The organism is Gilliamella sp. LMG 34360 (assembly GCF_984568995.1).
This window is the reverse complement of the sequence record NZ_OZ474900.1, coordinates 332,709-349,040: the sequence shown is the minus strand read 5'-3', so window position 1 is coordinate 349,040 and position 16,332 is coordinate 332,709. Positions and strand designations below refer to the sequence as shown.

Below are 16,332 nucleotides of genomic sequence, written 5' to 3'. Positions count from 1 at the left end.
TTCTCCTTAGTTGCCATTCTCGGTATGTATTTTTTGTAAGCGACGTTGTTGACGTCGTTTAGATAGTGTTAAGCGGGATTGTTGTTGATTACTCTGGGTTTGTGGCGAAAATACTAACTTCTCAGCTAATTTTTGCGGTGACGGATACACAAACAGATCCGTAACAACCAGATCCATATCATGATGAGAAGTCAGTTCAATATGTAATTTAACCAGTTGTAATGATGAAGCACCGGCATCAAAAAAGTTTTGTTTAGCTGTGATAGAAGATCCTACAACTTGCTTAAATGTCTGGATAATTAATTCAATCAGAGCCCCATCACCGTTAGTAGTCTTGTTGGGTAAGAATAATCGCTCAGCAATAGGCGTAACCAAAGGAATTTGCCTAACAAGCAAAGATTCTAAAGGTAATAACCAAGCATTTGGATCGTCGCTCAATTTTTCCAATATACCAATGTATTGATCAAACATCAGTTGTAATTGTTGAGGCTGAAAGAGTGCTTCGACGGCATCCCAATGAATGCGTAAACAATTTTCAGACTCATAGACTTGATTATCTAGCCATATTTGTGGTGTTTGTGATATCCCTCTTTCATAATGTAACCAGCCCTCACTTGCCAGAAAATTACCTTTCCCTGAACCTATTGCACTGGTAAATACGATAGGCATGGATACAGGATATCCTTTCATTTCAGAAAGTTGATGCAACAACGTTATTGCAGAGACATCACGATGATCTAAATCATTTGCCATACGATATTGTAAGGTTTTAGCACTCTCTAACCAGGTTTTATCTGGATACCAAGCCAGTAATAATAGGGTAGTAAAATCGCCAATAACCCGATCAATATCATCATGAATAGGTAAGCGATCAAACAATGTCAAATTAATCGTAAGTTCAGCTTGTCGACTCCACATTGATAGAACTAAGGCATAAGAATTAAGTAAAACAATGGACGGCGTAAGGTTATTATTCATGGCATAAGTTTTAAGATTTTGCCAACGTTCAGCCGTCAGCATTGCATGACGGCGGGTAAACCGAGGTTCAGTAATTGTTTGTGGCGATTGAACAAGTTCAAGCTGCGGAGCTAGAGGCAGTGACGGCAAAGATTTTCGCCAATATTCTACAGACTCAGGTAAACAACTATTTTGTGCAGTTTGGCTAAGATAACGTTGAAATGTTATATTAAGCGATGATAATGGTTTATCGGGATATTTATAAAGTTTTTCCAGATCAACAAAGAACGTCTGCATACTCATCCCATCCAAAAATAGGTTATCTAAACTGAACCAAAGTAACGTTTTATGACTACCATCTTGAATGGCAATGATAGAAAAAACAGGGTATTGAGTTGGTATTGGAACACGGTTAGATATTAAATCACGTAATACCTGCACTTGTTCTGTGTCATATGACGTTACTAAATGCGTTTCTAATGTAAAGTTAAGTACCGAGGCTAAGGTTCTTTGTTGTTCCTCTTCGATGATGGTACGTAGCATCGGATGACGCTCTACCAGTTGATCAACCGCATTTTCAAACCGAGAAACATCTAAATCATATACAGTAAACTCTGCAAAAAAATGAGAACCAACGCCACCAAGGACCAAAGCTTTTTCTCGTCCCAAAAGGTAAGCTCGTTGGACGGGAGTGAGCGCAAAAGGTTGTCCTTCCTGAGCGTCTTGGGAAGGAAATATAATATTGCTTGCGATATCATCAGAATTTATAACGCTCAGTGTAGCGGCAAATTCAGATAGTTTAGGTGAAATAAATAAGTTACTGAGACTAGCGGTATAACCATGATTTGCTAATAAACTGATAAGTCGAGTGGCCAGTAAGCTATCACCCCCTAACTGGAAAAAATCACTCTGACGATGAAAGTTTCTTTCCGGTAATAACTCTTGCCAACATTGAGCGACAAGACGCTCAGCATCCGTCGATAATGGAGTATACTCGGGTTTTACTATTTCTTCTGTTATCAGGCCTAGCAAGGCTTTATGATCAATTTTTCCGTTTGCACTTAACGGGAAGCAATTTACCAAAAATAATCGGGAAGGCACCATATAGTATGGTAACTGCTTGCCAAGCAATTCTTTTAGCTGGTTGGTATCAACGCTTTGTTGTAAATAATTAGATTGAGAGAGAATAAATCGTTGCATTACACCAAATTGTTCGTGACTTTGGCAAAGTAAACCCTGTTTTTTAAATGTAGAGAGCCAAAACTCTTCCGATGCTAATCGATGTGATAACGGTATTTTTTCTAGCACCGCAGCAGACAATAAAGATAGGCAAGGTGCTTGCGCTAACTCATAAACAATGATAATTGACTGTTTAGAAATACCCTGACAAATTGCGCTCAAACTATTATTAATAGATGTTTGCTGATGCAATTGATTATTGATGAGAACTAAATCAGCATTAAAATCTTGTTGTGATAAATGCTCCAGCCGTTGCCAATCAACTGTAGCATGAGAATAATTTTTTAAATATTGCTGAGCGTGAAGAACTCGATCTTTAAGATTATCAATCCCCAGATAGTGAACTTTTGTGCTACTTAGCTTTGCCAATATTTTATTGGCAAAAATCCCCATACCAGCACCGATCTCTAGCATATTAACGGGTCGATTAAATTTAGCCGCAAGATTTTCCACCATCTCAACCACTTGATCTACCATTGCGTCTGATTCAGGTAAGTATGCAAGTAACACTTCCGGCGCTAACTCGGGATCAAGTAGTAGTGTGATCGCATCATCTTGCCCAGAAATAATCTGTTTTAACAGACTAGAGTGATTAACTAATGCAGTTGAAAGAGGCCGCAGCTTAGGTGAAAAAGTATGAGAAACAGAATATAAAGGCCCCTGAACATATTGACCACACTGATAATCCAGCATTTGCCTATCAACTAAAACATCTAACCATTGTTGTAATAATTGCTGATAATCTTTTTTTGCACCATATTGACTAATTATTTGTTCCAGACTAAGTGGTGTAACGAATTCGATGCCACTATCAGCAAAATGTTTTCTCAAAAACTGAGACACCAAGGTGAGGGCATCATCCTCGAACCCAGTTTCCATTTTACCCAGTATATCAATCATAAAGTCAGAACTATCGTTGCTCTGCAAACTAGCGTTAGCTTTATCCTCAACTTCAAGTTTGATGAAGGCTATCAATGTTTTTTCTTTATCACCAATTGTCATCGCAATAGATTGATTAACGAAAGGAAGATGATTAATAATCGATTCCACTTCACCTAATTCAATCCTGAAACCATTAATTTTAACCTGTCGGTCCTGTCGTCCTAGAAATTCTAAACGTCCGTCAGGCCAATAACGCCCCATATCGCCGGTGCGGTACCAACGTTGCCCCAAATTATCTGTGATAAATTGTTTAGCCGTTCTTTCTGAATCAGCAAAATATCCTTGTGCGACACCGACACCACCAATCCAGAGTTCACCAGCCACCCAATCGGGGCAATCCAGTCCTCGCGAATCGACAACACGATAACATTGATTAGTGAGTGGATAACCATAAGGAATTGAGTGCCAGTGAGGCTCTATTTTGCTAACTTCATAAGCATTAGACCAAATTGCCGCTTCCGTAGCTCCCCCCATGGCAATAAAACGCCCATCTTGGCGAAAGATGTGATAACGCTCGGGTAGATCCAAACCAATCCAGTCGCCAGATAACAACACTAGTCTTAATTGTGCTGGAGCGGTCAGTTCAAATCCTTCGCTATAAGTTAATAGCATATCGAGCAGGGCTGGCACACTATTCCAAATGGTCACATTGTATCGCTCAATTGCCTGACACCAAGCTTCAGGATCTCGCGCCTGTTTTTCTGTCAAAAGAACCAAACTACCACCCGCATTGAGTAAGCCGAAAATATCATATACCGATAAGTCAAAATAAAGAGCAGCCAATGCAAGTACTCTGTCCGCAGGCTTTACTTGATAACGCTGATTGATATCCAGACATGTATTCAACGCCGAACGATGGCTAACAACAACACCTTTAGGAACCCCAGTCGAACCAGATGTATAAATGATATAAGCCGGCTGGTCAGGATGGACATCAATGATTATTGGTAGTGATATTTCTTTTGTCGTGTACCATGAAATAAAGGGTATTTCACCAGATAGAATATCGTAATCATTCAGTTCTTCTCTATGATTAATAATCACTGCGGCAACCTCGGCATTACGTAATATTGTTTGAATACGCTCAGTAGGCTGTTCGGGCGCTATTGGTACATAAACACCACCGAGACGTAAAATGGCCAATACGGCAACAATTTGTCCTAATCCTTTCCGCATACAAATTGCGATCCGTTGCCCCGGTTCGCGAATATGTTTACTGAGTACTCCCGCCAAACTATCGGCAGATGAACATAATTCTGCATAGGTTATTGTTCGATCGTCAGTAATTACCGCAATAGCGTCCGGGTTCGTTGCCGCTTGTATGAAGATCCCATGATGTAATAGACTAGCAGTGACAGGAGCACTGGTATTGTTAATCAACTCCCGATGCTGGCGTTGTGATTCAGGTAATTCGATAACTGGCGATATTTGCCATTGTGCTTCCTCTTCAATAAGGTTTTCTACCAAAGAGCAATATGCACTAAACATCTCTTCAACAACAGCCTCATTAAATAGGGCATCATGAGAATCCCACTGCAAAATAACCTGCTCTTGTTGCTCAAAAACCACTGAGTCAATCCAAACCTGCGGTGTTTGCGATATCCCCCAGCCGGGTTCACCTAAAATATTGTTATTACCATACTGTTTTCTACCTAAGTTGCTAGTAAATACCAAGGGAGCACCATAAGGATGCTGATGCTGCTTTTTTAGCTCTCGCAGGATTTCTACACCAGAAAATCCTCGGTGATCAAATGCGTCTGTAAATAGCATTTGGTTACGTTGAGCCTGTTGCGCAAATGTTGACTCATCAACGTTTAGATTGAGTAAGAGAATATTCGTAAAATCGGCAATCATAGATTCAACAGCAGGATGAAGCGGTTGCCGATCAAACAGTGTCAAATTGATCAGTAAATTGGGCTGATTACTCCATCGAGCACAAACAGCAGCAAAACAGGTTACAAGTGCCATTGTAGCCGTAATACCAAATTGACTGGCATATTGCTGAAAAATAGCCCAACGAACGGCAGAAATAGTATGGCTACGCCGATGCATTCTAACAGAAGTTATTTGTTCCGGTAGAATGGCTAATGGTAGTGCAGGTGCAGCAGGAAACGTATGAAGCAGAGACAACCAATACTCTCTATCTGTTTGATAACTTTGTGCAGTCTCTTGCGCTTTCTGACTTAAATAACTACAAAAATCGTAATGAGGGTCAAGTTCTGGTAGTAAAGAACCTTGTAATATCAAACTTAATTCATCAAAAATCAGAGTAAAACTAGCAGCGTCAGCAATCAGTAAATCTAAATTAATATGAATCCGGCACATTTTATTAGATAATAAACTGACTTGTACATCAAACGTTTCCCCTTCCTCAACATTAAGTCGTCGGTGACTAAGTTGTTGCCTTATCATAAACAATTCATGTTGTTGCGAGTTGGTATCTAAATTTTGTAAGTCATGAACAGTAATCCCTCGCCAACGATCTTCCTCGTGCCAGCACTGTTGTGCATTATCAGTAAAATGAACATGAAACATACGATGACGGGAGGTTAACTGCCGCCAAGCACTTTCCAGTTGTTCTACATTTATGTTAGAACAGTTGAACTCCTGATAAAGATGGCAACCTACTCCGCCTAAAATTTGATGAGACTGACGACCAATAAAGTAGGCATGTTGCACAGGAGTCAACGGAAATGGCCGTTGATCAACCATAACAGGATAATCCGATCTGGTCTGATCAAGCTGCTGGTTATGGGGTACAGAAGATAATAACAGGCTCCAGCCCCTGATTGTTGGGTTTTCATAAAGTTGGCTTAATGCAACAATATACCCTTGTTGCCGAAATTCACTTAACCACAACATGATTTGCATTGAATCTAATCCGGCATCAAGTAAAGGGCTATCGACAGAGAAGTGTTCAGGAATATCAGACAGCTTCTCAATCACCGCCTGATATAACACATCACATTGTGTAAAATCGTTTAATTTTGTCTGTGTTGAAGTAGTCATCGCGTTATCATTCCTCGTTTGATGGGGTAAGCTGCCATGAGAGCGATTGCTGTTGACGCTGCCACAATTGAGCATAAAGACCATTTTGGCGAAGCAGGGCGTCATGATCCCCTTGTTCCACCAAACATCCAGCGTTCATAACAAGTATTTTCTGAGCCTTTTGTATTGTATTTAAACGATGAGCAACAATCACCACAGTACAATGCTGAGATAATTTTTCTAATGCTCGATGTATTGCCAGTTCAGTGGAAGCATCAATACTGGCTGTCGCTTCATCCAATAAAATGATAGGGGCTTTTTTTAATAATGCCCTAGCAATTGAAAGTCGTTGACGTTCTCCGCCTGATAATGAGTAACCATTATCACCAAGAATTGTTTGATAACCATTGGGCAACTGCTGAATAAATTCATCAGCTTGAGCTAGTTTAGCTGCCTGAATAACTTGCTCAGCTGTAGCGGTATGATTACCCATCAAAATGTTGTCAAATACTGATGCAGAAAACAAAACAACATCTTGAAATACCATGGCAATATTGCGATGTAAGATCTCACTAGAAATTATCTTAGTATCATGTTCACCCCAAAGAATCTGACCGGAGCTTGGTATCCACATTTGACCAATCAGTTGTAACAAAGTGCTTTTCCCTGAACCACTTGGACCAACAATAGCCGTTATCGCATTACTCTGAATGTGGCAATGAATATTTTGTAAGGCTGGACAGGATTGCTCAGGATAGGTAAAACTGACCTGTTGCACAGTAATTTCATTGGATTCAGGGATTACAGAGGAATTCCCATCATTATATGGTGCAACTGGTGTTTCACTCAGTAGTTTTTTGATACGTTCCATGGCTCGTGAACTAAATCGAAGTTTTATTAATCCATCGCCAAGTGTTTGTAACTGCCGATAGACAATCAGTGAAAAAAAATTGATCAGGATAAAGTGCTGAATATCTAAATGTTCCTGAAACAACAAATATCCACCTGATACGAGCAATAATAGAAAACTGAACTCACTGACAAAACCAAACAGTGCGACTAATGTTGAGGGTTTAGTTTCCAACATAAGCTGCGCTTGATATTGTTGAAACAATGCATTAGAAAGACGCTTCCAGGCTGTACCAAACTGGCCAAAGCAGCGAATAACGTTAATACCTTGTATATAATCATATAACTCTGCTTGTGCATCACTGGCAGTATCCAACATTTTTTCATCATAACGACTAATGACTCGCTGCGTTAATGTCATAACCCAAAAGGAAAAGGGAATCGTTATAATGACAAGCAAAGCTAAAAAGATATCAATCCAACATAGAAATGCCAATAGTAATAACATCGTGACTATTGTACTGGTAAAGACAGCTAAAAAATGCGTCCAAAGCCATTCGATTAGCTCAAGATCGGATGTTAAACGAACACTTAAATCACCTGTTCGTTTGGCTGAAAACCAACCTAGTGGTAAAGCGTGTAGATGGTTAATAATTCGAATTCTAGCTTCAGCCATCATGGCATAAGTACCACCAAAAACGTGGCTTAACGCCAAATTACTTAAATAAATTCGCCCCAGCAGGCAGGACAATAAACCGACCGTGCTTAGCAGGATTATCTGTAATGAAATGGTTGTATTGAAAACGGATAAGATAAGTTGTGCAACAATGTAATAACTTACAGTCAATAAACAACCATCAAGTGCCGCCAGAAATAATCCTTTCGTTAACCGACGATCTTGATAACCAACCAACTGATAACCGGCGCGAATAAATTTAATGATCATCTATTTTCTCTCCATCCAACTCGATATCTTGCCAGAGTTGGTAATAACAGGGACAATTCAGAAGCAGTTCGTCATGGCGTCCCTGACCAACCAATTTTCCTTGATCGACAACGATTATTTGATCTGCATGGATAATCGTTTTGAGGCGATGGGCAATCATTAGAACACTTCGCCCATTGCAAAGATTAGAGATAGCCTGTTGAATAAGCCATTCGTTCTCACTATCTGCATAAGCAGTTGCTTCATCCAGAATTAAAAGAGGGGCATCCTTTAATAATGCTCTGGCAATAGAAAGGCGTTGGCGTTCGCCTCCCGATAAGCGGGCGCCATTTTCACCAATTTGGGTGTCATATCCTTGTGGTAGAGAGAGAATAAATTCATGAGCACAAGCTGCCTGTGTTGCTGCAATTACCTGCTCATTATTAGCATCCGGTCGGCCGAGTAATAAATTTTCCATAACTGTACCATTAAAAAGATATACATTCTGAGATACCATTGATATCTGTTTAAACAACTCTTCCACAGGCCAATGCTGGATATTGAGCCCACCTAAAGTGATTTCACCGTTATCACAGTCAAGTAATCGTGTTGCTAAACGTGCAATCGTTGTTTTCCCTGACCCACTGGGTCCAACAATAGCGGTTAATCCATGTGGCAATGTATTAAAGGTTACTTCTTGAAGGGCTGTTTTTTGATGATCGTAACGGTAAGAAACGAGAGAGAACGACAGCACAAGGTTTCCCGTTGGTAAACTCGCTTTATCAATCTTTTGAGATACTGTCATCTGTGATGCATTTACTATCTGGTTAAGACGATCTAAAGAGCCCTGCCGCTGGGCTTGCTCCGAAAACGCAAATACAAGGCGTGAAAACGGCTGAAGTATCACAGGAGCGATCAATAAACACAGCAACCAATCAACTGGTGCTAAATTCCCTTGAAAACAGCGCCAAGCTCCAATAGGAGCCACTAGAACTAAATTGCTTGAAAGTAAACAACTAAAACAATTCCAGCCGAACATATTCTTTTTACAATAGTTTTCTATCCAAGGTGCGACATCACGAATTGTCTGACTGAGTTGACGAAACGAATCAGCCCTCAGCCCAAAGCTTTTAATCACGGCAATGCCACGGATATATTCACTCACCTTTTGGGCTATATTGATCTGTAATTCTCCCCACTGACGCGCTTGTTCGTTACTATCTCGCATAGATAACCACTGGCACCAAACCGCCACTGGCAATAATAGAATCGCAGCAAACGCCATCGACACATCTACGTAAATTAACAATGATAATCCAACGATCGGCAGAGTGAGCGCTGAAGCTACATCAGGCAAAAAATGAGCTAGAAAACTTTCTAATGCGGCGATATCATCATTAATTACTTTACGTAAATCACTTGCTGTATGAGTGCTAAAAAATGATAAGGGAACTAATCCCAGCTTGTGAGTTAAATGCAACTTTAAATTATAAGCTAGTTTTAATGCGCCATGATGAGCACTAACATGGCTAATCACAATTAATCCCCAGCGAAGCAACATTGCAATGAATGCCGCAACCAGGCATGAATAGATAAGTTCAACAGACATTGTGGCAATAGTCAGTTTTCTCACCATAATGTAAAGTATCCAAATGGGTACCAGCGTCATAATGGTTGAGATGATTGCTGTCAGTATTGATATCCAAAAAGCCTTACCCATTAACTTTACTAATAGGATAAAACTCAGTGGTTCAGAAATGTTCATAACTTTCCCCGAACTTATATGAACCAAACTTAAAATAACTCAACTTTTATGTTAACACCCGCAGTTAAGCCTTCGTTGAATTGAGCAAAAGCTCTATTACCTCGTGCGTAACCGTATGTGCGGTAGCGTTTATCAAAAATATTGTTGATATAACCGGACATAGTAATTCTTTCATTGATTTGCCAGCCAAGACTAATATCAGTTGTACTATAACTACCTTGACGTAGTTGATTACTACCATCAAAGTAAAGAGGGCCAGTCACATTCACAGCTATTCTAGGCATTACAGCGCCTATTGACGTTGCAACTAAGCCATCTACACTAAACCCAGCACCATACCTAGGAATAAAAGGAACTCGATTATTAGCATAATCATCAGCAGTCACATTACTAGCAAACTTAGAGTGGGCTAAATTGCCATTTAGTGTTGCCACCCATCCGGTTGTAAATAACCATTTTGCATCAGCTTCAATACCAAAGGCATTTGCACTACCTGCATTTTTCAATGTTTGAGAACCCATCGGACCAGAGTAAAGCTGCATATTCCGAGTATGGGTATAGTAGACGGCGCTTTGAAGCTGAAAATCATCTATTTCATAGCGTGAGCCAATCTCATAGTTAATCGATTTTTCAGCAACAAAAGGCTCTGCGTGAGTACCAGCTTGTGGCGTAATAGTAAAGCCGGCAGACTTATATCCTTGTGCGACGCGCGTATAAATACGCCAGTTCGGCGTTAAAAGATAACCAGCAGAAAACTGACCTAATACTTGATTATCACTATTATTCCCGGCGGACCAGAAGCTATTTTTACCATAATGCGTCTTCGCTTTATCATGAGAAGCGCGTAAACCGGCCCCCAAATCAAATAGGGAAACATGCCAAGTTCCATCCATATAAATGGCTAATGATTGCGAGGAGACTGAAGAATCTGTTGAACTGGATTTGCGAGTTTCATCAATATCCAGTCGGTATAACCCCAATACACCATCCCATAAGCGGTTATCACCTTGTGTTGCTGCGCGAATTTCCTGTGTATTTTGATTCCAATGCTCCGAGGATTGCGCTGAGAAAGGACCATAAGGAAAACGACGTTCATATTTCAGTTGTTGCCAAGCACTATTAGCCGTCAGTAACCAATCGCCGAAATCATAACTTCCACTTAGAGTCTGACTATGTGTACGACGATGCATACGCGGATCTAAACTACCCGCAGACGTTAATAGTTTGCGACTGTGTGTATTTTTAAAGTCTAAATATGTATCCTGAGTTGAGTGAGTTCTATCTTCTGTTGCACTAAAATTGATTTCCCAGGGTGCGGCTATTGGAGCTAACCTGAATTTAATATTACCCGTATTTTCATCTGATCCACCCAATCTTTGTGAACCAGTGGATGGGTTATTGAATGCGCCTGGTTGTGACTGACGCAACAATGTGACGCTTCCATAGAATAAATCCTCTACCAAAGGGCCACTGAGATTAAAACGGCTATGATAACCTTTTCGGCTAGCAACACCACCATCAATGTAACCACGAAATAGGTTATTAGGCTTTGCAGTGCTAATATTAACTATACCGCCCTGTGCGCTGCGGCCATAAAGAGTGGCTTGTGGGCCTTTCATCATGGAGACATGATCTATGTCGATCAAAGACTGAACTAAATTAGTCGACAATTGTGGTACGCCATCAACATAAAATGTGATTGCAGGCGTATATAGATCCTGAGCAGAAGAGATACCTCTTAGTGATATCGCAGGAAATAGTAAATTACCACTGTTTTGTATATTCAAGCCGGGCAATACCCGAGAGAGTTTTTTAGTATCATCTACCCCCGCGGCTTCGAGTTCCGCCTGAGAAATAGTATTAGAAGATACATTCAGTGAAGAGGCTGCATTATTAGATTGTTTACTTGCAGTTACAATAATAGTATCAAAGTTAGTTTCTCGATCGCTTTGTTTAGATATTTGTTCTGCTAGCAATTCCTCATTATATAACAAACCTAAACCACACAAATATATAAGGGTTTTTTTCATCGATTATTATCCACTGTTACTTTCTTTTTGAGAAAAAACTCATTGTAAAATAGAAATTGGATAATGCTGGTGTACAAAATCTTCAAAAAAAGTATAATTAAGGATAATGATAATTATTATCATTTAATAATGATGGAGAGGTGAGAGATGAAAACCATTCGCTATAGTAAAAATACCCCTAAACTGGTAACAAAAGACAAGCAACTCTCTGAAAGCATTGAATGGTTTAATATACAAGGATTACTTAATGCTGGCTTTGTAGAAATGGCTCCGTTACAAGATATTCGAAATGATACAAAGGTTGATAAGCATTTATCATTAGTGTTTATGCTCAATGGATCAGTGCATCATCATATACATGGTTCTCAATCAGTCGTGTCTTATCAACCCAATAGAGTCTATCTATCTTACTCACACGATACTATATATGGCACCGATTTTTTCCCTGCTAATTACTGCTATAACATAATATTGTTACAATTCTGTTCTGACAATCTATTAGAGATATTCAATGAGCGCTCACTAAATAGCTATCGTGCTAATATGCAATTTTCTTCACCAAATTTCTGTATTTGGCGGTTAACACTTACACCTATGCTCAAAGATATAGCACAACGATTGCAAGCAGCCAGAAGATCTTCTGATGCTTTATCACAACTCAATATACAAAGATTAAGCCTTAACGCACTGTGGTTAACATTAGAGCAATTAAATTACTCCTCATCGACAGATGGAGAACCGTTCAGGAGCAGCTTAACTGGTCGAGATCGCAAAAATGTAATTAATGCACAATTAGTTATACACGAGCAATTTCACACTCATTTAATCATAAAGGATATTGCTAAAATTATTGGAGTGAGTGAGTCTAAATTAAATAGAGACTTTAAAAAGATGTTCGATATTGGTATACACCGCTACATTATCAACTATCGTTTGCAACAGGTGACAAAATTACTGAATGAAAGCACATTAACCGTCAGTGATATTGCAACTCGATGCGGCTTTACGTGTGCCGGTCATCTCTCCAGACGATTTGTTGAGGTGTTTGGTATCACACCTCATGCTTATCGTTGCAATTAATACAAAATCTATACTGCTTTTAGAATTGAGCTTCGATACAAAAAAATAAGTACGAATAAAGCACAGCCTAAAGTGAGATTGAAGAGTGTAACGTAACCCATATAATGAGCAACTATACCACCGATATAACCAGAACATCCGGCAGCAAGCGCTGCTCCGCATTGAAATAATGTAAAATCTAATCCAGCTTGCTTCAACGACGCTTGTGTGGTTAGGAACGAGTAAAGACAAACTAAGCCCACGGAAAAAGTGTAGTTAAAAAACAGATAGCTAATAATAAGCCATATTGGATTTATATCAGGTTGAAGACTTAATATGATAAAGCAGCTGATTGACAAGCATTTAAATAGGGTCGCCAATAAGAGTGCCCAGCGATAGCCTATAATCCGGATAAAGAGCATACCTGATAAAGTACCTAGCATCCCGCAAGCAGCACCGCCAAAACTGGTTACTTTGCCTAAATTCTCTAGAGAAAGTCCGGCGTCAATCGCAAAAGGAGATAGCATAGATGAAATTAAACGACCACTAATCTCAAAGAAAAAGACTAAAACGATCGCCTTTAGCATCATTGGTTGCTTTAGTGTTTTAATGAGAGATGGTCTCTGATAGCTTTTTTCTGTAACAGGAAGCTGATTGATACTCGGCGCTAATAACAAAGGTAGCAATAAAAAGAGTAGTAATGCACTATAGACAAGTAAGGAGGATTGCCATCCCCATTTATCACATAGATAGATTAACCCGCCACCGCCTACTGCCATTCCTAAATAACCACATCCAATCCGTAATCCATTGCCGATACCGTATGATTTTGAATTTAAATTCTCAATCATATAAGCATCACAAGCAATCTCACTCGTGCAACAAACTAATGATAATAAAATTAATAGTGAGATTAGTGTGATGAACATATTTTCATGTATGAATGATAGGCCAATTAATATCACCGCCAGAGCCACTTGTCCTGCAATGACAATTTGTTTGCTTCGAACTTTCCCTGATGTAGTAACTCTATAACGCTCAACCCCCCCCGCCCAAAGAACCCGAAGTGTCCAAGGAATCATAGCAAGTGACACTAAACCAATCGTGTACAAATCCACATTATGACTCCGTAGCCAGGCAGGTATCGCTTGAAAGACAATACCACCGATTAATGTTTGAACAAAATAAAATGAGCCAATTGCAAATATAAGTTTCAAAAGAACGCCACCATTAAATATAAAAATATCCACAAAAGTACAAAGTTTTTTTCATCAATTATTATCCACTGTTACTTTTTGGAGCCAAAAACTCATTCTAAAATAGATATTGGATAATGCTGGTGTACAAAATCTTCAAAAAAAGTACAATCAAGTTTAATGATAACTATTATCATTTGGTTGTGATAAGGATTACTTTGTTTTTAGTCGTTATTTTTATAATAGTAATGATTAAAATGGTAAGACTTTATTGTGATGAGTGTAGCAATTTTCGAATTGATCAGGCTCAGCAATATATTTTTCGAATAACTTCATTTTTTTTATTTCACTTTTATTTGTCATCAAACCTCCAATAGATTATTCATTTCTATTTATTAGAAATTGAAATAAGAAAGTAAGTAAAAAAAGTAATAAAAGGTATATTTCATCGGAAAGAGCACCATTCATATGGCACTTGATATTATTATTCTTCATATTGTAAGAAATCCCCAAAATATTAATTAATATCTCGCTGTCATCTTTTATTATCTCGATTCCTATCTAGGTTTGGATCGGAAATATGCCATTGAAGCACAAAGGAGCCTATTTTTTGCTAGTAGGTTTCTGGCTTTGCAAATCTGTCGTTAGCTATGCGAGTAATCCTCTCTCGCCGACCAATTTTAAATAAAAAAGCTTACTCATTTGAGTGGGCTTTTTTATTATCTGTCCATTGTTTCTTATATTTAATCACTTTCATTAATTAAAACTAATCATCTGAATTAAATAGATTAATCACCATTATTAATTTTATCTGAATAATTTTAAGAGATTACGATAAAAATTGTGATCTCTATATCAATTTTGGTTCTCAAAATTGACAACATGTATTTTTTTTATTATTTTTTAAAACATCTTATATGGATTAAGATATATCTAATGGATAAAAAAGCCCACAAATGGAGTGTGACCTTTGGAATATCGTGATATCGCTGTAAAAACAGATGTTGAAGAAAAAATTAGAGCTAATCTCAACATAATTAAAGATAAATCGACAGAAAGAGGACTTGCCGAATACTTTGGTGTCAGTCGAACCACGGTACGCAACGCCTTGAATGATTTAGCGATGGAAGGATATGTTTTTCAAAATGATAAAAACTTACCATTCCATAAAGTTTTTGAAATTAATATGCTAAAGATGTCTTCATTTAGTGAAGAAGTTCAAAAAGAAGATGATATTCAAATAAAAATAAAAGTACTTTCCAACCAGATAATTAAAATGCCTGCTGATTTGAGAGAATTCTTTGGTTCAAATGATCAGTTAATTAGAATTATTCGACAACGCTTTTTAAACCAAGATCCCCTCTCTTATGAAATTACTTATTTACCATCATCAAAATTTAAAAATTTAGATAAAATAGATTTAAACGGTACTTCTCTTTATGAATTTTTAAAAGAACACTACCATTTTACACCAAGCCACGGTAGAGAAGAGATTACTTATGAGGCAGCTACTGATGATAAGGCCAAATATTTACAAGTTGCTGAAGGTACACCAATTTATAAAGTATCAAGCTATAGTTTTGATAATAATTTCCAACCATTTGAACACACCGATCAGTATTTAATTGGCAATCGATTTCGATATCATTTATCGGCTAAAAATATCTTCAATTATGAGGTAACACATCAATGAAGTTATTTGAAAAAGTAGCCTCTCATTTAATGGATGAGATAAATACTGGACATTATAGGGTTGGATCTGAATTACCACCAGAAGGACAGTTGCAAAAGGATTATGCCGTCAGTAGAACAACTGTTCGAAAAGCAATTGATTTGCTGGTTGATAAAAATATGGTGGTTAGGAAAAAAGGGGTTGGTTTATTTGTTGCACCAACCTTATCTACCCAAAATATTTTAGAAATGACAGGAATTATCAAACCACATATTTACCAGAATCATAAAAAAATTATTAAAGAGGCCTATTTAAGGCAAGCCGGAAGTTACTATAACCAGTTATTAAAAATAAAACCCTCCGAGCTTATCTATTACATCAGTTTTTTAGAAGTTGCAAAAAACAGTGTAGTTAAAGAAATTTTTCTCTTACCTCTTAATAATTTCCCCGATTTCCAAATATCTATAATCAAAGTTTTATCAGCGCTCGAAATCACTAACTCAGGCAAAAAAAAGGTCGATAAATTAGAGCAAGATTTACAGCTAATTGTGGCAAATGCTGAATTAGCAAAACAGCTACGATGCAAAATTAACGATCCATTATTTAAAATTTCTAATCACTATTTTGATATTAATAGAGAACCGATAGCCATTGAATATAAGTTTGCTAGTAATACTAAATATGTGGTCGATTTCACCTAGGAGGTAACC

At 38.2% G+C, this 16,332-nt stretch carries 8 protein-coding genes; 3 read left to right on the top strand and 5 right to left on the bottom strand.

Going from position 1 to position 16,332, the window contains the following annotated elements:
* Positions 1-6: 6 nt before the first annotated feature.
* Genes AC5LW9_RS01655 through AC5LW9_RS01640 form a run of 4 tightly spaced genes read right to left on the bottom strand, consistent with a single transcriptional unit; the run spans position 7 to position 11,695 of the window.
* Positions 7-6,147 (bottom strand): amino acid adenylation domain-containing protein, encoded by a 6,141-nt coding sequence (locus AC5LW9_RS01655; RefSeq protein WP_493456197.1) that lies wholly within the window; start codon positions 6,145-6,147, stop codon positions 7-9.
* Between the two features lie 7 nt (positions 6,148-6,154).
* Positions 6,155-7,921, bottom strand: a complete 1,767-nt coding sequence (locus AC5LW9_RS01650) for an ABC transporter ATP-binding protein (protein ID WP_493456196.1) — start codon at positions 7,919-7,921, stop codon at positions 6,155-6,157.
* Complete coding sequence (locus AC5LW9_RS01645) at positions 7,911-9,665, bottom strand: ABC transporter ATP-binding protein (RefSeq protein ID WP_493456195.1); 1,755 nt, start codon at positions 9,663-9,665, stop codon at positions 7,911-7,913. The genes AC5LW9_RS01650 and AC5LW9_RS01645 overlap by 11 nt, the downstream gene beginning before the upstream one ends.
* 29 nt (positions 9,666-9,694) lie before the next feature.
* Complete coding sequence (locus AC5LW9_RS01640; RefSeq protein ID WP_493456194.1) at positions 9,695-11,695, bottom strand: TonB-dependent receptor; 2,001 nt, start codon at positions 11,693-11,695, stop codon at positions 9,695-9,697.
* Between the two features lie 147 nt (positions 11,696-11,842).
* Here AC5LW9_RS01640 and AC5LW9_RS01635 point away from each other — a divergent pair, with 147 nt between their 5' ends.
* The gene (locus AC5LW9_RS01635) at positions 11,843-12,775 is read left to right on the top strand and encodes an AraC family transcriptional regulator (RefSeq protein ID WP_493456193.1); all 933 of its coding nucleotides are present in this window, start codon (positions 11,843-11,845) and stop codon (positions 12,773-12,775) included.
* An 8-nt stretch (positions 12,776-12,783) separates the two neighbouring features.
* Here AC5LW9_RS01635 and AC5LW9_RS01630 read toward each other — a convergent pair whose 3' ends face one another.
* The gene (locus tag AC5LW9_RS01630; RefSeq protein WP_493456192.1) at positions 12,784-14,004 is read right to left on the bottom strand and encodes an MFS transporter; all 1,221 of its coding nucleotides are present in this window, start codon (positions 14,002-14,004) and stop codon (positions 12,784-12,786) included.
* A 916-nt stretch (positions 14,005-14,920) separates the two neighbouring features.
* Between AC5LW9_RS01630 and AC5LW9_RS01625 the strand changes: the two genes are divergently transcribed.
* Both AC5LW9_RS01625 and AC5LW9_RS01620 read left to right on the top strand, forming a co-directional pair.
* Positions 14,921-15,643: a GntR family transcriptional regulator gene (locus AC5LW9_RS01625; RefSeq protein WP_198236336.1), complete on the top strand. Its 723-nt coding sequence runs from the start codon at positions 14,921-14,923 to the stop codon at positions 15,641-15,643.
* Entirely contained in the window at positions 15,640-16,323 is a 684-nt protein-coding gene (locus AC5LW9_RS01620) for a GntR family transcriptional regulator (protein WP_493456191.1), read from the top strand. Before AC5LW9_RS01625 ends, AC5LW9_RS01620 begins: the two co-directional genes overlap by 4 nt.
* The last annotated feature ends 9 nt before the right edge of the window (positions 16,324-16,332 follow it).